Raw genomic sequence first — 17,293 nt, 5'->3', positions numbered from 1 at the left:
GCGGAGTGCGGAGATGCGCGCGGTGGGGGACACGGATGCGCGGAAGTACCGCAGGGCTGCGAGCCGGGCCCGGGGGAGGGCGGCGGTCAGCGCGGTGCGGTGGAGAAGAGACCGGTGGGAGGCCGGAGCGCGGACTCAGCTCGCGGCAGGACAGCGCGTGGTGGTGACACGCACGTAGTCAACGTGGCGGCGGGTCACGAGCACGGTCATGGAGCCAGGTAACCACATGGGCGCGGCAACGCACCAGCGCGACGAGGTCTTTTCATCCTCCGGGACACCTGGATGACATCGAACCCCCGGTCTTTGGGGTGTGAGGTCCCGCGCGCACGCCACCCGCGCTCCGCCCGCACCCGCCCGAGACGCGTCAACCACCTTGCCAAGGTGCACCGTTGACTCCCGGACCGGTCACGTGCTTGCATCCCGCCATGCCTGCCCAGGAGCCGCTGACCCGTCGCCGCGCCGTGGACCTGGTCCGCGTGGCCGCCGCGCTGTGTCGGCTCCCCGGCTGACCGGCCTGCCCCGGCTTCCCCTCGCCGACCGCGTCGCACGGATGCGTCGGTGGCCCGGTGGCCCCTCGAAGGCGCCCACCGAGCGCCGGAGTGCGCCCACTGCGCCCGAGTCCTTCCCCTTCCCCCATGCCCGCATGACGAGGACCTGCCATGCCTGCTGTCGGATCCTTCACCCACGACGAGACCGGCTATGACCGTGACAGGTTGCGCCAGTGGCTTGCCGGTCGAGCCAGAGCCGAGGGGGTCACACGCCGTCGGCTGCTCACTCTGCTCGCCGCGACCGCGGCCGTCACCGCGCTCCCCACGACGACTCCGGCGCGCGCCGCCGGCCCGTCGATCGTCAAGCCGTTGCCGCCGGAGTGGTTCATCCAGCGCGGCACCAATGCCGAGACCCGCTGGGAGGCCCTGCGCGGAACCGGCCACCGCACCCCCAACGAACTGTTCTTCGTGCGCAACCACACGGCGACTCCCGTCCTGGACGCCGCCGACTGGCGGCTGAGGCTGTGGGGCGACGGGCTGCGCGGCTCACCCGGCGAGGGCCGGCCGGTGGAGTTCGGGTACGACGACCTGCGCGCCCTGCCCGCCGTCACCCGTACCGCGTTCGTCGAGTGCGCCGGAAACGGCCGCGCCCACTACGCGACCCAGCAGGGCGAGACGGTCACCGGCACACCGTGGACGCTCGGTGCCGTGGGCGTCGCCCGCTGGCGCGGGGTTCTGCTGGCCGACGTGCTGCGCCGGGCCGGGCTGTCGTCCTACGCCGTCGACGTCCAGCCGCGCGGCCTGGACGCCGAGTACGTCAGCGGAGGTGAGAACCTGGGCCGGGTACGCCGTCCGCTCCCGCTCGGCAAGGCGCTGCACGACGTCCTGCTCGCCTACGAGATGAACGGCGAGCCGCTGCCCTACGACCACGGGCATCCGGTGCGGGTACTGGTGCCCTCGTGGGTGGGGATCGCGTCGATCAAGTGGGTCGGCGGCATCGAGGTGTCCGCGCAGCCGCTCTTCTCGCCGTGGAACACCGCCTTCTACCGGCTGTTCGGCCCCGCCCACCCGCAGGAGGGCAGCGCGCCCCTGACCAGGCAGACCATCAAGAGCGCCTTCGAACTGGCGAGCGGCGCCACGTTCCCGGCGGGGGAGGGCCGGGTACTGCACGGCCGGTCCTGGTCCGGCACGGGCGCCATCGCGCGGGTCGAGGTCAGCACCGACGGCGGAACGAGCTGGCGACCGGCCCGACTCCACGACCGGCCGCGCCCGGACACCTGGACGCGCTGGTCCCTGCCCTGGAGGCCGGACAGGCCTGGCTCGAGGGAGCTGCTGGCCCGCGCCACCGACACGACGGGCCGCACCCAGCCGGACACCGCGGTCCCCAACACACAGGGCTATCTGTTCGACGCGGTGGTACGGCATCCGGTGACCGTGGTCTGACACCGGCGCCCCGTTCGGCCGCGGCTCCACCCCGGTACCGGTGCACCCGTCGCCGCCGCGCGCGTGCCCGTGCCGAAGGAGCCGGTCCCGGCGCGTGCCCGTGCCGAGGGAGCGGGTCCGCCGACCGGGCGGTGCCGGCTGCGGTTTCCGCACGAGCCGGCGCCGAGGCCGAGGACAAGCGCCGTGCGCCGGCCTGCGACGGGCTCGCAGGGGGCGCCGACGGCGCGGCCGGGGCCGCTCCCGACGCGCGGTCCGCGGAGCCGTGGGAGACGGTCGACAGTGGAGTGCGGGGCAGGCCGCTCCCACCCGTGCCCGGCTTTTCGAGGGCCGTCGGTTCTCAGCCGGCCGTGGCACCCTGCGGTGTCACCTCGCCGTCGGCTTGCACACGACGCGTGCGACTCGAGTTCACCATCTTCTCGGCGGCCACTTGGGCGGTGAGGTCCTGGATCTCGTCACCCGCCTCGATGGCCGCGCGCTTGATCTCGAGGGTCAGGCCGACCGACGTCTTGACGATGCCTCGCACCAGCGGTTTCGCCACCCTCTTGACCAGAGGGGCCGCGACGAGGCCGACGAGAAAGGGAGGAACTACAGGGGCCATGGGTGAACCCTCTCTTGTGTGAACGGCACGGTGCCCGCCGCTACCACCCGGCCGACGGCGCCGACGGACATGTCACCCCCACCGAAAATCACCGTAGTCGGCACTCGGCCGATACGCCCGGGGAGGCCGACGTCTTTCATTCGTTCGGGCGGAGGCGCACCGGACCGGACCGCGGCCGCGGAACGGCATCAGGACGGGTCCGGTGCTCCCGGCGCCTGTCCGTCCAGCAGCGAGCCCACCACCTCCACGACGAACTCGGGCACGCGGTCGGGGAAGTCGTGGCCGGTCCCCTGCGGGGTATGGACCCGCCGGGCAGCGCTCGATGCCGCGAGGAAGCGGTCTCTCACGGTGAGGAAGAAGTGCCGTACGCGGGCGCTCTCCTCCGGATCGTCGACCGTGTCGAAGATCGCGTCGCCGCCGGTCAGATCGCGTGGCGCCACGAGGAGGAGGGGCAGCGAGCCTAGCTCGCCGTCGTGTACGACCGTGTGCCAGCCGTCCCGGGTGATGCCGCCCGGCGACAGCTCTCGCAGGATGGATGCCGCGGCGCAGTTGGCCTTGGTCCTGGTCTCGACCACGGCGAGGACCCGCGTCGGGTCCTCGGCAGGGTGTGCCTCGTTCCGGGGCAGGAGCGCGTGGAGGCCGACGAGGTGGCGCAGCGCGAGCGCGGTCTGGTCCCGGCCGGCGTGCCGCAGGGGCGCGAGCGAGGGGCCGAAGGCGACGACGTCGGGCGGGGTGGGGTCGAGCAGCACCAGCCCGGCCATCAGGTCGGGGCGGCGCCGGGCGGCGTTGGCCATGAGCAGCCCCCCGAAGGAGTGCCCCACGAGGACGAAGGGCCCGTTCTCGCCGGACCGCTCCAGCGCCGTGAGCAGTTCGACGGCTTCGGCCGCGGTCGTGCGCGGGAACGGGCCCGGGTCGCTCCAACCGGAGCCCGGACGGTCCACCAGGACCGAACGGGTCCGCTCCCGGATCAGTGCGTGCAGCCGGTACATGGCGTACCCGCCGGCATGGCCGCCGGGCATCCAGACCACGGTGGGTCTCGGTCCGGCGTCTCCCTCGGCGAGGAGGTGCATGCGGTAGCCGCCCACGTCGACCATTCGTCCCGGTGGCGGATACCTCACCCGCACCCGGGCCACATGCGTCAGATGGCGGAGGGACCCGAGAACGAGCGCGAGGGCCACGGCGCAGAGCAGGCCGCCGAGGACGCGCCGGCCGCTTCCCAGGGTGACGCACCACGCGCCCACGGCCGCCGGCGGCAGGGCGAGGGCCAGCCCGGCCCAGTCCCGGCTGAGCAACTGGAGTATCGCGTCGGCGACACGTGTGCCCGGTCGCATGGTTCCCTCTCCGTCCCAGCCTTGTGGTCGTTGCCGGGGACACCGCGCGACTCGCCGCCCGGCACACGCATCGTCCCCCGAAAACCCTGAGGGCGCCATGCGCGGTGCCGGTCCCCGCTTTCCGGCACGGCCCACACGGACGGCCGCCCGGGCCGAGGCGGGGACCCGGCCGGAGGCCGCCGACACACGGCGCCTGGACGCCGTGGGTGTGTGCGGTGAACCCTCGGATCCCCGCTGCGGGGGTGTACCCGCCGTCAGGCCCGGTCCGCGTCGCACGCTCGCGTGAGGCGTGCGGCCACGTCCGCGACCACTTCGGCCTCCCGGGGCACCAGGTAGAAGTGGTCCCCGGGGAACGGGCGCAGCTCGAAGGAGCCCGGGGCGGTGAGGTCGGACCAGGCCAGGACCCGGTCGAGCGCGCAACTCGGATCGTCCTGGCCGACGTACGCGGTGATCGGTGCCTTGACCGGAGTCGGGTGCGGGGGGTGGTAGCCCTCGATGAGCCGGTAGTCCGCCCGGAGGGCGGGCAGCAGCAGCTCACGCAGCTCCGGGATGGCGTAGACCTCCGAGTGCAGGTCTCCGAGGTGCCGGACGTGGGTGATCAGGGTTTCGTCGTCGGCACTGTGCAGTGCGGTGCGTTCGGCCCGCTGGGGGGCCTCGTGCGCGGAGACCAGCAGGTGTTTGGGGACGATTCCACGGGCCTCCAGCCGCAGGGCCAGCTCGTAGGCGACACAGGCGCCCATGCTGTGCCCGAAGAGTGCCAGCGGCCGGTCGAGCCAGGTCCGCAGCGCGTCCTCGACCGTGTCGGCCAGGGTGGCCATGTCGTCGATGCAGGCCTCCGCGAGCCGGTCCTGGCGGCCGGGGTACCGCACGGCGAGCACCTCGACGTCCCCCGGCAGCAGCGCGGGCCAGCCGTGGAACAACTGTGCAGTGCCGCCGGCGTGCGGGAAGCACACCAGCCGGAGCCTGGGGTCCGCCGTGCGCCGGTGGACACGGAACCACTTCTTAGCGTCGTGCGCCGTCATCGCTGTCGGAGACCGCCCAACTGAGCGGAGTTGAGCTTGGCGAGGAAGGTGGGAAGCTGCTCCACCGCTCTTCTGGACACGTAGGCGGTCTGCACGGTGTGGCGCAGGCGATCGGTCACGACGAGTTTGTAGGCGCTGCCTTCCTGGATGAGTTCGGCGGAATACAGGGGTGTTCCGGTCGCAGACATCTGACCTGCCTCCATCGAAGTCCTTCTTCTCCAGCCGTGCCTTCCACGCCGCCGAACGGCGTGCGCGGACGAAGGGCGGCGTGGAGATGTCCGCTGAGCGGCCGACGGCAGGTGGGCGGCACTCCTGTCGCGTCGGGCCGTGGCATCCGGTGTGCCGGGGACGGCGACTCAGTGCACCTTGGCAGCGGCCGAACCGGCGCCGCGTGCCTTGCCGACGGCCTTGCCCTCGCCGCCGGTCCGTGCCGCGTGCGCCACCGCGGCCGTGGGCGCCGGTCCAGGGCCCGCGTCGGTGCGGCCCGCGGCGCCGGCCGCCGGGGCGCCGGTGTCCGCGCCGTGCTCGCCTCCCTGGGTCATCCGGGCGGCGAGCATCTCGGCGCTCGCCTCGGCCGCGAGATCCTGGATTCCCTCGCCGGCTTCGTGGACGGCCCGCTTGACCTCGATCCCCAGGCCCACCGACGTCTTGACGATCCCTCGTACGAGGGGCTTGCCCAGTCTCCTGGCCAGGGACGCGGCGATCAGGCCGATCAGGAAAGGAGGCACTACAGGGGGCATGGCAGGACATCCTTCTCTTCTGCCGAGGAAGCGATGACGGAAGGCAGCGGGAGGTGAACAGGTGAACCGCGATGACATGCATGGCTTCCGCGTCATCGAACCCGCACCCCTCATCACAGAGAGTATCCGTAGATGAGCGAAGGGCTACCGGTTCCGCCGCGGTCTTCACCCATTCGAGTAGAACGGCCGTCCTGTGACGTGCTGTTCAGGCCGTTCGACGGCCGGAACGGGGCGTCACCCGCCCGGTCCGGGCGACCACTGGTGCCTCCGCTGACGGCCGGACACCCCGGGCAACTCCCTCGCCAGCCGTCGGCGCAGGACGGCGAACGGCAGAGTGCCGCCGGACAGCACGGCCTCGTGGAAGGCGCGCACGTCGGACCCGGCGCCGGCGTCGCGCTCGTACGCCGCCCGCAACGCCGTGAACTCCGCGTGACCGGCCCGGTACGTCAGGGCCTGTCCCGGCATGTCGGTGGCGTAGCGCAGCGACTCGGTCGCGATCTGCTCCTCGGACTCGGCCGCCGCGTGGGCGCGCATGAAGGCGCGCGCCTGCTCCAGCGTCATGGTCCCCAGATTGAGGCCGGTGTCGACGACGAGGCGCTGCGCGGTGAACCGTTCATGGGCCAGGCGTCCGTACGCGTCCCACGGGTCGTCGTACAGCCCCATCTCCCAGGCGAGACCCGCCGCGTACTCCGCCCAGCCCTCCTCGAACCCGCTGAAGGCCGCCAGTTCGCGCCGCAGGTCGGGCAGCGCGGTGTCCTCGGCCTGACGGGCGAGGTGGAAGTGGTGCCCGGGCGCCAGCTCATGGAAGATCAGCGCGGCCGCGCCGAGCAGTGACCGGTGCGCCAGGTCCGAGGCGTTGTAGCGGTAGCGTCCCTCCGGTCGCGTGGCGGTCGGCGGCTCGTAGTAGCCGAACGTCATCGACGCCTCCAGCGCCGGGTCGAGGCGGGCCACGCCGTAGGGAGCCCGGGGCAGGACCGAGAACCAGCGCGGCAGCAGCGGCGTGAGGCGGTCCAGGTGCCCGCGGTAGCGGGCCTCTACCTCCTCCGGGGTGGCGGCGTACAGGCGGGGCTCGGTCGCGAGCCGTTCGTGGAACTGCGCCTCCGTCCCCGCGAAGCCGAGCGCGTCCCGCATCTCCCGCATCCGCTCGCCGAGTTCGCGGCAGTGCTCCCGGCCGAGTTCGTGGAGGCGTTCGGGGGGCGTGTTCCCGGAGGTGTACGTCCTGACGAAGGCCCGGTACGCCGCTTCGCCCTCCGGGTAGTGGACCCATCCGACGGCCTGCGGTGCCCTCCCGAGGTAGTCCGGGCCGCCCACCAGGGCGAGGAGGCGGTCGAAGGCCGGCTCCAGCTCGGCGGTCACGAGCCCCGCCACCGCCTCGCGCAACCGGCCGCGGCTCGCCGCGTCGAGCCGGCCGAGCCGCTCGGCGTCCACCTGGACGTACCGTGTCGCCGATGCCCGCAGACGGGTGAGGGTGGTGCGGACCCCGGCCAGCGCCGGGGCCGGGATGCGCACGCCCCGCGCCGCCTGCCCGGCCGCCTTGTCGCCGATCGTCGCGACGCAGCGGGCCAGATCCCGGACGAGGGACGCGTACCGGTCCGCGTCGGCCCGGTGCTCGAAGCGGAACGGACGAAAGACCGTGTCGCCGTACTGCTGGAGCCGGAAGAGCTGGTACGGCGTGGCGGTGGGGGTGAGCCAGTGGAAGCGTCCCGCCTCCGCCTCCTGCTCGGCCAGCGCGCCGAGGAAGCCCGCGGTGTCGTCGGCGGGGCCGGGCGGCACCGCGGGCCGCAGTGTGCCCAGCCGGTTCAGCACCCCCGCCGCGAATCCGGCGCGCTCGTCGGCCTCCGCTGCGGACACCCCCGGCAGCGACTCGACCGGCAGCCCGCGGCGAGTCCGCAGCGACGGCTCACGCGCGAGCAGGAAGTCCCAGTACGCGGCCGCGATCCGCTCGACCTCCCGCGCCGCGGAGCCGTCCGGGCAGTGCGATGAGTGGTTCGCCATGGTGCCAGTGTGCGCGCCGAGGTGACGCGACGTCAGGAAAGCCCGCTCGACCGCGAGTCGGGCGGCCTCACTCGGACGGGGGAAATAGTCCGGCCCGTTCGTGTCCGGCCCGGGAGAACCGGTCCGGTGCCGTCGATCCCGGTGGCACGATGCACACCATGCACCGCCGAACCGTGTCGTTCCCCAGGGCCCGGTCGGCCGCGGTGGCGTCCGTCGCCGTCGCGTCGGTCATGGCGGCCGGTTGCGGCGGCGGCGACGTGTCATCGACCCGCACCCCCGTCGTCGTGGGGGGAACCGTCACGATCGCCACCGCCTCCGAGACCCCGAGTTTCCACCCCTACTCGCAGTTCGGCTCCGCCCTGGCTCCCTACGCGTACGACTCGTTGGTCACCGTGGCGCCGGACGGGCGGGTGGTGTCGGGCCTGGCCGAGAAGTGGCGGGCCGGGGCCACCTCGGCTAGCTTCACCCTGCGCAGGGGGGCGACCTGCTCCGACGGCACGGTCCTCACGGCCTCCGGGGTCGCCCGGTCGCTGAGCTACGCGAGCGATCCCCGCAACCGGCTCGTCGGCGCCCGGGCGGCACTGCCCGGCGTTCCGTTCACGGTCTCGGCCGACGACGCGGCACGGACGGTGTCGGTGCGGATGGCGTCCCCGTACAGCTTCGTCGTGCGGACGGTCGGCCTGGTGCCCGTCGTCTGCCCCGCCGGGCTGGCGGATCCCGGCGCGCTGGACAGGAGCACGCGGGGCACCGGGCCGTACGTGCTGAGCGGCTACGCCTCGGGCGGCCCGTACCTCTTCACCCGGCGCAAGGGGTACGCCTGGGGCCCGGGCGGGGCGACCAACACGGCCGCGGGCCAGCCCGAGCGGATCGTGGTGTCGGTGGTCCCGCAGGAGTCCACGACGGCGAATCTGCTGCTCACGGGCGGTGTGAACATCGCGATGGTGACCGGCCCGGACCGCGCGCGGCTGACCGGTCACGGCCTGGCCACCGCCCAGGTGCCGACCGTGGTGGGGCTGACCTTCTTCAACGAGCGGGCCGGCCGCCCCCTGAGCGAGACCGCGCTGCGCCAGGCCCTGGTGGGCGCCCTGGACCGCAAGGGCCTCGCCAATGTCGCGATCGGCGGCGACGGAACGCCCGCGAGCCACCTGACCGCCTCGGACTCCGTCTGCCACGCCGCCCTGGCCGGCCCGAACCTGCCCTCGCGCGCCGCCGTGGGAGCCCTGGGCGCCGCGGGCTGGACGAGGAACGCCCGGGGCAGGCTGGTGAAGCACGGCAGGCCGCTGCGGCTGCGGCTGCTCAGCAGCACCGACTTCGGCTCCACCCTTCCGTCGGTCGCCGAGCTGATGGCCGCCACCTGGCAGGCGCTCGGCGCGGACGTCGACCTCGTCGGCGAGAGCCGCAACGCGGTGATACGGGCCATGTACCAGACCGGCGACTTCGACGTCGTGGTCGGCAGCTCGCCGGGCCCGCCGCTGCCCGCGCAGCTCGTCCCGTACTTCTCCGGCCCGCCGCCGTCGCGGGGACTGAACTTCGCGCACGTCGCCAACGGCGCGTACGACCGCTTCGTGGCCCTCGCGCTGCGCGCGCCGGGCACGGACAGCTGTGCCGACTGGAACCGGGCCGCCGCGGCGCTGTTCCGCTCGGCCGACGCGCTGCCCGTAGCCGACGGCACGAGCACGGTGTACGGCTACCGGACGACCTTCGACGTCGCGCCCGGCGGCCGGATCGTACCCACCAGCATCCGCCTGCACGAATAGCGGCGGCCGCCGTACGCGGTCACCCACCGCCAGTCGAGGAGGTCATCCATGACGACCGTGTCCGCGCGGCCCGTCGCCCTGACCCGGCGTCACCCGTGGGTGGTGTTCTGCTGCCGGCGTGCGGTACGGCTGCTGGTCTCCCTCTCGGTGGTCGTCACCGCCTCCTTCGCGATGATCCGGCTGGTACCCGGTGACCCGGTCCGGGCCGCGCTCGGCGTGGACGCCCCGCCGGACCTCGTGGCGGCGAAGCGGCACGAACTCGGCCTGGATCTCGGCCTGTGGGCACAGTACCGGCGGTATCTGCGTCATCTGGCCCATGGGGACCTCGGGATCTCCCTGGTGACCGGTGAGCCGGTGGCCGACCTGATCAGGGCGCGCCTGCCCGCCACCTTGCTGCTGGCCGTCCTGGCGTTCGCCTGCGTACTCCTCGTCGCCCTCCCCGGGGGGCTGCTCGCGGCGGTGTGGACCCGCGGCGGGCGGCGACCCCGGGCGGAGCTGACGTTCACCGCCACCACCTCCGTCCTGGCGGGCGTGCCGGACTTCGTGCTCGCGGCGGGTCTCACCGCGGGACTGGCGGTCGCCCTGCGCCTCTTCCCGGTGGCCGGCGACCTCGGCCCCCAGTCCTACGTGCTGCCCGTGCTCTCGCTGGCGCTCGCTCCGACCGCGGTCCTCCTGCGGATCGTGCGGGTGGAGACGCTGAAGGTCCTCGCGACGGACCATGTGCGTGCCGCCCGCGCGAAACGGCTGCCCGCCGCACGGCTCCACCTGCGCCACGTGGCGCCGAACACGCTGACCGCGTCGCTGACGCTCGCCGGGAATCTCCTGCCGGCCCTGATCGCGGGGACCGTACTGGTCGAGAAGGTCTTCGCGTGGCCGGGCATCGGTTCGGCGATGGCACAGTCCGTCGCCGCGCAGGACCACGCGGTCGTCGAGGCGTCGGTCCTCGTGCTGGGCTCGTCCGTCCTCGTGGTGAACTTCCTGGTCGATCTGGCCCTCGCGCTGCTCGACCCCCGTTCGGTCATCCGGAAGGCGTGAGCCGATGGTGCTGTCCTCCGCTTCCCCTGCCACACCGAGTGCCGCCGCCGGCCGGTCCCGCGCGTCCCGGTCGGCCTGGACCTCGCCCATGGGCGTGATCACCCTGGCGATGCTCGGATCGCTCGCGCTGGCGGCCGTCGCGGGGGCGGTGCTGTGGGGGCGGTCCGCCGACCGCCCCGACCCGTCGGCGGTGCTGCGGGGGCCCACCTCGACCCACCTGCTCGGCACCGACCACCTCGGCCGCGACCTGCTCGCCCGGCTGCTCTCGGCGACCTGGCTCTCCCTGCTGCCGGCGGTGGGGGCCACGCTCCTCGGGGCGGCGGCCGGGATCACCCTCGGCGCGCTCACCGCCGTGGTGGGCGGGCGCGTCCGCCGCCTGCTGGGAGCCCTGATCAACCTCCTACTGGCCTTTCCCGCGCTCCTCGTCGCGATGTTCCTCGCGGCCCTCTTCGGCGCGGGCGCGGGTGGCGCGGTGTGCGCTCTCGCCGTCGCCTGCGCACCGGGTTTCGCGCGGATCACCCAGACCCTCGCCGCCAAGGTGGCCGGAACCGACTTCATGGCGGCGGCGCGTGTGCTGGGCCTGCGCCGCCACCGGCTCCTCCTGCGCCACGTCCTGCCCCACATCGCCGAGCCGCTGCTGCTCAACACCACGGTCGCCGCGGGCTCGGCACTCGTGGCCCTGTCGGGACTGAGCTTCCTCGGGCTGGGGGTGCAGCCCCCCGCGTACGACTGGGGGCTCCTGCTGAGCCAGGGGCTGGACCGCGTCTACACCGAACCGCTGCCCGCCGTGGCGCCCGGCATCGCCATCGTCTACGCCGGCGTGGCCTTCCAACTGCTCGGCGAGGTGCTGGCCGGAGCAGCCGGGCGACGCACCCGCCCGAGCCGGCCGGATCGACCCGCGGCGCACCCGGTACGCACCGACCGCCCGGCAGCCGCGGACCACGTGCTGGAGGTGGCGGATCTGCGGGTCGTCCTTCCCACGGCGGACGGGGTGGTCAGGCCCGTCCGCGGTGTCACCCTCGCCCTGCGGCGCGGCGAGATGGTCGGCCTGGTCGGCGAGTCCGGCTCCGGCAAGTCGCTGACCGCGCTCGCCCTCGCCGACCTGCTGCCGGACGGCGCCCGGGCGACCTGGGCCACCCACCGGTTCCTCGGCGCGGACGCCGGGTCGCTGTCACGCCGGGAGCGACGCGCGCAGCTCGCGACGGGACTGGCGATGATCTTCCAGAACCCGGCCTCGGCCTTCAATCCGTCGCTCCGCGTCGGCAGGCAGATGACGGAGGCCCTGCGCGCACACCATGGCACCCCGCGCGCCCAGGCCGTCGAGCGGGCCCTGGCCGAGCTCGAGCGGGTCGCGCTGCCCGGCGGACGCCGGCTGCTGCGCTCCCGACCCCATCAGCTCTCCGGCGGGCAGCGCCAGCGAGTGGCGATCGCCACCGCGTCCCTGATGCGGCCCGCCCTCATCGTCGCCGACGAGCCGACGACGGCACTGGACGTCACCGTGCAGCGGCAGATCATGGACCTGCTCCGCCGCGTCCGGCGCGACGACGCCACCGCGATCCTCTTCATCAGCCACGACATCGCCCTGGTGGCCGACGCCTGCGACCGGGTCCTCGTCATGTACGGGGGAACGATCGTGGAGAACCTCCCCGCCCGTGAGCTGGCGGCCGGCGCACGGCATCCCTACACCCGGATGCTGGTCGCCTCGGTCCCGGACATGGACGCGGACCGCGACCGTCCCCTGCGCACCATCGAGGGCGGGCCGCCCGATCCGTGCGGCGCGGCCCCGGGCTGCCCGTTCCACGACCGCTGCCCGCGCCGACTGGACCGGTGCGCCGTGGAGAGCCCCGTGCTGACCCCGCTCGGCCCGGAGCACGAGGTCGCCTGCTGGGAACCGCTGCCCCCGGCTGTGCTCCGCGGACCGCGGGAGACCGAGGAGGCGGAGAAGTGAGCGGCGGGGCGGGGCTGGCGCTGTACGACGTCACCGTTCGCCACCACGGACCGTTCGGGCCGGTCACGGCGGTGGACGGGGTGTCACTGGAGGTGCCACGGGGCACGACGGTGGGCCTGGTCGGCGAATCCGGCTCGGGAAAGTCCACCCTGGCACGAGCGGTCGTCGGGCTGGACACCCCGTGCGCCGGCCGGATCACGGTCGGCGGGCGCGAGTACCGCGGACGCCGGACGGCCGAGCGGCGCCGGCTGGGACAGCAGGCGCAACTGGTGTTCCAGGACCCGGACACGGCACTGGATCCGCGCATGACGGTACGCCAGTCGCTCGCCGAGTCGGCCGGGGCCTTCGTCCGGCTGGACCGCCGCGGCCGCGAACGGCGCGTCGGCGCACTGCTGGAGCTGGTCGGTCTCGACGCCGACTGCGCCGGCCGGGTGCCGCGGGAGCTCTCGGGCGGTCAGCGCCAACGCGTGGCCGTGGCCCGCGCGCTCGCCGTCGATCCGGCGGTACTCATCGCCGACGAGGTCACCTCGGCCCTCGACGTGTCGGTCCGGGCGGCGCTCCTCACCATGCTCCGTGACCTGCAACGGCGCCTGGGCTTCGCCATGCTGTTCATCAGCCATGACCTGGCCGCCGTCCGCCATGTCTCGGACACCGTCGCCGTGATGTACCTCGGCCGGATCATCGAGACCGCCGCCACGGAGGACCTGCTGCGCGGCCCACGGCACCCCTACACCCGGACGCTGCTGTCCGCCGTGCCGAGCCTGCGCACCGGACGACGACCGGCCGGGGCGCCTCTCCTCCTGGGAGAGGCGCCCGACCCCGCGTCGCCTCCGACCGGATGCCGCTTCCATCCGCGCTGCCCCGACGGGCCGAACACGCGTCCGGGGCGGGACGTCTGCGCCGTACGGGACCCCCAGCCGGACGCGGCCGGACAGCCGCACCGCGCCGCGTGCCACTTCCCGTACCGCGCCGACGACCGCCCGCCCCACGCCGACGGCGTGCACCAGGACACGAACGGTGACCGGGCCGGGCGAACCCCCGGGGACCTGCCGTCATGACGGCCGGGGAACCGCGCACGTCTCCGTCCGGCGCGGACGCGGTCGTCGTGGGGGCGGGGGTGATCGGTGCCTCGGTGGCACTGGAACTGGCGCGCACCGGACGGCGCGTCGTGGCCGTCGACAAGTCCGGCGACGTCGGTCACGGATCCACCAGCGCCTCCAGCGCCATCATCCGTTTCAACTACTCGACCTGGGACGGTGTCGCCACTGCCTGGGAATCCCAGCACCGCTGGACACGATGGGCGGAGCACCTGGGCACCACGAGCGGCCGCGGCCTGGCGGCCTTCCACAGAACCGGAGCGGTCCTCCTCGACGCGCCGGGCTCCAGGACGTCGGAGGTCATCGCACTGTTCGAGCGCGCACGCGTGCCGTACGAGCGCTGGGATGCCGCGACGCTGCGCGGCCGGATCCCCGGCATCGACGCGGGACGCTACGGGCCCCCCAAGTCCCTGCGCGACGAGGCGTTCTTCGCGGGCCCCGAAGGCGAACTCGGCGCGCTGTTCACACCCGACGCGGGCTTCGTCGACGATCCCCAGCTCGCGGCGCGGAACCTCGCGGACGCGGCGGTCCGCGCCGGGGCGCGCTTCCTCTTCCGTCGCACGGTCGTCGAAGTCCTGCGCCGCGACGACCGGGTGGCGGGCGTCCGCCTCTCCGACGGCGCCGCGATCACGGCACCGGTGGTGATCAACGCGGCCGGGCCCTGGTCGGGCGGGCTCAACCGGATGGCCGGGGTCGGCGCCGAATTCACCGTCGGAGTGCGTCCGCTGCGCCAGGAAGTCCACCAGGTGGCCGCACCGGTCCCGCCGGGCGGCACGCCCCCGTCGAGCCGGAGCGCCGCCGAGACCACGCCCGGCCCGATCGTGGCCGACGCCGACCTGGGGACCTACCTGCGCCCCCGCGGCGGTCACCTCCTCATCGGCAGCACGCTGCCCGCCTGCGACCCGATGGAATGGCTCGACGACCCCGACCTGTGCAACCCGCACCCGACGCCCACCGGGTTCGACACCCAAGTGACCAGGGCCGCGCGCCGCTTTCCGCTCCTTGGCGTCCCGAACCGGCCGACCGGCGTCGCCGGTGTCTACGACGCCGCCGACGACTGGTCCCCCATCTACGACCGCACCGACCTGCCCGGCTTCTACGTCGCCATGGGAACGAGCGGCAACCAGTTCAAGAACGCCCCGCTGGCGGGCCGGTTCCTGGCCGTCCTGGTCGACCGCGTCGAGGCCGGCCACGACCACGACCGCGATCCGCTGCGGTACACCGGCGAACACACCGGCGTCGTCGTCGACCTGGGCGCCTTCTCCCGCAAACGACCCATCGCCGAGGGGGCCGCCTCCCGGACCGTGATGGGCTGACCGCACGGCGGGGCCGGCGCCGTCCGGGAGCCGCCGCGCCGGACGGCACCGGCCCCGTGACACCCGAAACGGCACCGGCGGCCGGGTGCCGGCGCGGCACCAGGGCCCCTTCACCGGCGGCGAGGCCGGGAGCCCGTCCGCCGCGGATTCGGGGACAGGGGCGGACCGGACCGTGTCCCGTACCACGTCCGGCACGAGAAGTGCCGTCTTCCAGGACGGGTCCGGCTGCGCTGAGCGGCGTTCTGGCCGGGGTCCTCCGAATGCGGCGTGCGACGGGTCAGGCGCCGTTGAGCCAGGCGTTCCACACCTTCGTGGCCTGCTCTTCGTCCGCGTCCTCGGCGAACAGGTGGTGGCCCAGCCAGATCGGCCAGTTCCAGGTGCTCCCGTTGAAGAACCGGTACAACGCGTCCGGGCCGCGCAGGCCGAGGAAGTCGGGGCTGAGCCAGTCCACGACCACCTCCTGTGAGCCGCCGTCCACACCCGGGACGTCGAACGACAGCCGGTCGCCGACGGCCGTGTCGTCGGTGAGGCCGAGGCGCCGGCGCAGCGCCGCGAAGTCGGCGGGGTCGTCGGTGCGCTCGCCGCGGCCCACCTTGACGTAGACGGCGGGCCGGCCGGCGAAGTGCCTCAGGTACTCGGCGAGGCCGTGCTGGTAGAAGTCGACGTGCTTCTCCGCCGCGTCCGCCTTGGTGTCCCAGTAGTCGTCGACGACCCCCGTGTGCACCCAGTGGATGCCCATCCGCAGGTGGCTGGTCGCGTCGTCGAGCGGCTCGATCCGGTAGGTCAGGGTGTTGGAGAACCCGTCGTCCAGGGCCACGCGCACGGCGAAGTGGTGCGGCGGCTCCCATGCCACCACGGTGCCGTCGGCCCGGGTGACCTTTCCGCCGACGCGCGGCTCGACCTCCATGGGGTACAGCCAGCCGAGGTTGCCGGCGCCGGTGGCGACCGCGTTCCAGACCTGCTCGGGCGTGGCGGGCAGGTCCTGTTCCCGGCGGACCTCGAACTCTCGGGCCATGGTCAGTTCTCCTTCGTCGTCGTTCGGGCGTCAGTAGGTGAGCGGGAGGGCGTTCAGCCGTCGTTGCAACGGGTTGGGGCGCCATTCGAGGGCCGCCCCGTCGGCCAGCCGCAGCCGCGGCAGCCGGCGGACCAGCGTGCCGACGGCCACCTCCGCCTGGAGCTTGGCCAGCGGTCCGCCGAGGCAGAAGTGCGGGCCGTTGCCGAAGCTGAGGTGCCGGTTGACGGGGCGCGACAGGTCGAGCCGGTCGGGGTCCTCGAAGCGCTCGGGATCACGGTTGGTCGCCGCGAGGAACAGGTACACCAGTTCGCCCTCGCGCAGCGTCCGGCCGCCGATCTCGACGTCCTCGGCCACGACCCGGACGATCGCCTGGGTCGGCGTGTCGTAGCGGGCGAGTTCGTCGACGGCCGTGCGGATCAGCGCCGGGTCCGCGCGCAACCGGGCGAGCTGGCCGGGGTGCCGCAGCAGGGCGAGCATGCCGTTCCCGACCAGGTGGGTGGTGGTCTCGTCTCCCGCGGTGATCAGCACGAAGCAGGTGGACAGCAGCTCGGAGTCGGTGAGCCGGTCGTCCTGCGCCTGCGTCGCGACCAGGGCGCTGACCAGGTCGTCGCCCGGGTCGGCCCGGCGCCGGCGGACGAGCCGGGCGAGGTACTCCTCGTACTGCTCGATCGCCGCCTCGGACTTGTCGATGTCCTCGGAGAGCCGGCCCAGCCGGCGGAACCAGCCCTTGACCCGCGGGCGGTCCTCGGGCGGGATGCCGAACAACTCGCAGACGACGGAGAGCGGCAGGGGGGAGGCGACCGCATCGATCAGGTCCATGGACGAGCCGGCCGCGACCGCGTCGTCGATCAGCCGGTCGACGATCCGCTGGATGCCGTCGCGCAGGGCTTCGACCCGCCGGGCGGTGAAGGCGCGGTTGGCCAGCTTGCGCAGCCGGGCGTGGTCCGGCGGGTCGGTGTTGGTCATCACCCGGCCGAGCCGGTCGGTGAGCCGGCTGAAGGCCTTCAGGTCGCCGCCGAGCGCGCCGTAGGCGCGGGTCATCCGGTCCCGGTCGTTGGACAGCCGCAGGTCTCCCAGGGCCGCCTCGACGTCGGCGTACCGGGTGAGGTACCAGATGCCCTGGTCGCTGCGGTGCACCGGGCTCTCGCGCCGCATGCGGGCGTAGAACGGGTACGGGTCCCGGCGGGCCTCGGGCGTCCCCAGCGCCGCGGCGAGGTCGCCGGGCCGGACGGGTCCCGCGGTGCCGCGGGACCCGTTAAGGGTGTCGGTGGAGGTCACGTCGGCCGCGCTACCGCTGGGCGTCCATGGCGTCGGCGAGGCTCTTGGGCCGCATGTCGGTCCAGTTCAGCTCGACGTACTCCAGGCACGCGGCGTGGGTGTCGGGGCCGTGGGCGACGGTCCAGCCTTCGGGGACGTCCGCGAACTGCGGCCACAGCGAGTGCTGGTTCTCCTCGTTGACGAGCACGAGGAAGGTGCCGTCCTGGTCCTCGAACGGGTTGGTCATGGAA

Annotated in this window: 16 protein-coding genes; 7 read left to right on the top strand and 9 right to left on the bottom strand. The window is 73.8% G+C overall.

What is annotated here, in order from left to right:
• Positions 1-425: 425 nt before the first annotated feature.
• Positions 426-509 (top strand): putative leader peptide, encoded by an 84-nt coding sequence (locus ACF061_RS23685; protein ID WP_392268979.1) that lies wholly within the window; start codon positions 426-428, stop codon positions 507-509.
• 150 nt (positions 510-659) lie between these two features.
• A complete protein-coding gene (locus ACF061_RS23680) occupies positions 660-1,931 on the top strand; it encodes a sulfite oxidase (protein ID WP_392268939.1) in 1,272 nt (423 codons plus the stop codon).
• A 337-nt stretch (positions 1,932-2,268) separates the two neighbouring features.
• On the opposite strand, the gene ACF061_RS23675 is transcribed toward ACF061_RS23680, so the two are convergent.
• The 6 genes from ACF061_RS23675 to ACF061_RS23650 all read right to left on the bottom strand — a co-directional run bounded on the left by ACF061_RS23675 (position 2,269) and on the right by ACF061_RS23650 (position 7,617).
• Complete coding sequence (locus tag ACF061_RS23675; protein ID WP_392268938.1) at positions 2,269-2,529, bottom strand: DUF5132 domain-containing protein; 261 nt, start codon at positions 2,527-2,529, stop codon at positions 2,269-2,271.
• A 188-nt stretch (positions 2,530-2,717) separates the two neighbouring features.
• The gene (locus tag ACF061_RS23670) at positions 2,718-3,860 is read right to left on the bottom strand and encodes an alpha/beta fold hydrolase (RefSeq protein WP_392268937.1); all 1,143 of its coding nucleotides are present in this window, start codon (positions 3,858-3,860) and stop codon (positions 2,718-2,720) included.
• A gap of 254 nt (positions 3,861-4,114) precedes the next feature.
• A complete protein-coding gene (locus ACF061_RS23665; protein ID WP_392268936.1) occupies positions 4,115-4,882 on the bottom strand; it encodes a thioesterase II family protein in 768 nt (255 codons plus the stop codon).
• Positions 4,879-5,070: a hypothetical protein gene (locus ACF061_RS23660; RefSeq protein ID WP_392268935.1), complete on the bottom strand. Its 192-nt coding sequence runs from the start codon at positions 5,068-5,070 to the stop codon at positions 4,879-4,881. The genes ACF061_RS23665 and ACF061_RS23660 overlap by 4 nt, the downstream gene beginning before the upstream one ends.
• A gap of 168 nt (positions 5,071-5,238) precedes the next feature.
• Positions 5,239-5,622 carry a DUF5132 domain-containing protein gene (locus ACF061_RS23655; protein WP_392268934.1) on the bottom strand — a complete coding sequence of 128 codons (384 nt, stop codon included), beginning with the start codon at positions 5,620-5,622 and terminating at the stop codon, positions 5,239-5,241.
• 234 nt (positions 5,623-5,856) lie between these two features.
• Positions 5,857-7,617 (bottom strand): DUF885 domain-containing protein, encoded by a 1,761-nt coding sequence (locus tag ACF061_RS23650; protein WP_392268933.1) that lies wholly within the window; start codon positions 7,615-7,617, stop codon positions 5,857-5,859.
• 158 nt (positions 7,618-7,775) lie between these two features.
• Between ACF061_RS23650 and ACF061_RS23645 the strand changes: the two genes are divergently transcribed.
• The 5 genes from ACF061_RS23645 to ACF061_RS23625 all read left to right on the top strand — a co-directional run bounded on the left by ACF061_RS23645 (position 7,776) and on the right by ACF061_RS23625 (position 14,770).
• On the top strand, positions 7,776-9,374 hold the full coding sequence (locus ACF061_RS23645; RefSeq protein WP_392268932.1) for an ABC transporter substrate-binding protein: 1,599 nt from the start codon (positions 7,776-7,778) through the stop codon (positions 9,372-9,374).
• Between the two features lie 48 nt (positions 9,375-9,422).
• Complete coding sequence (locus ACF061_RS23640; RefSeq protein ID WP_392268931.1) at positions 9,423-10,409, top strand: ABC transporter permease; 987 nt, start codon at positions 9,423-9,425, stop codon at positions 10,407-10,409.
• 88 nt (positions 10,410-10,497) lie between these two features.
• Positions 10,498-12,357, top strand: coding sequence for a dipeptide/oligopeptide/nickel ABC transporter permease/ATP-binding protein (locus ACF061_RS23635; protein ID WP_392268930.1), 1,860 nt, complete (start codon positions 10,498-10,500; stop codon positions 12,355-12,357).
• On the top strand, positions 12,354-13,415 hold the full coding sequence (locus ACF061_RS23630) for an oligopeptide/dipeptide ABC transporter ATP-binding protein (RefSeq protein WP_392268929.1): 1,062 nt from the start codon (positions 12,354-12,356) through the stop codon (positions 13,413-13,415). Before ACF061_RS23635 ends, ACF061_RS23630 begins: the two co-directional genes overlap by 4 nt.
• Positions 13,412-14,770: an NAD(P)/FAD-dependent oxidoreductase gene (locus ACF061_RS23625; RefSeq protein WP_392268928.1), complete on the top strand. Its 1,359-nt coding sequence runs from the start codon at positions 13,412-13,414 to the stop codon at positions 14,768-14,770. Before ACF061_RS23630 ends, ACF061_RS23625 begins: the two co-directional genes overlap by 4 nt.
• A 277-nt stretch (positions 14,771-15,047) precedes the next feature.
• Here the strand turns inward: ACF061_RS23625 and ACF061_RS23620 are convergent, their stop codons facing one another.
• From ACF061_RS23620 to ACF061_RS23610, 3 genes are read right to left on the bottom strand one after another with little or no spacing between them, the layout of a single operon-like run.
• Positions 15,048-15,785 carry an SRPBCC domain-containing protein gene (locus ACF061_RS23620; RefSeq protein ID WP_392268927.1) on the bottom strand — a complete coding sequence of 246 codons (738 nt, stop codon included), beginning with the start codon at positions 15,783-15,785 and terminating at the stop codon, positions 15,048-15,050.
• Between the two features lie 30 nt (positions 15,786-15,815).
• Positions 15,816-17,063, bottom strand: coding sequence for a cytochrome P450 (locus ACF061_RS23615; protein WP_392268926.1), 1,248 nt, complete (start codon positions 17,061-17,063; stop codon positions 15,816-15,818).
• A 10-nt stretch (positions 17,064-17,073) separates the two neighbouring features.
• Positions 17,074-17,289, bottom strand: coding sequence for an MbtH family protein (locus ACF061_RS23610; protein WP_392268925.1), 216 nt, complete (start codon positions 17,287-17,289; stop codon positions 17,074-17,076).
• Between the last annotated feature and the right edge of the window lie 4 nt (positions 17,290-17,293).

Source organism: Streptomyces sp. NPDC015220 (genome assembly GCF_043079345.1).
Classification (GTDB): domain Bacteria; phylum Actinomycetota; class Actinomycetes; order Streptomycetales; family Streptomycetaceae; genus Streptomyces.
The sequence above is the reverse complement of the archived record's forward strand: the minus strand, read 5'-3'. Positions and strand labels throughout refer to the sequence as shown.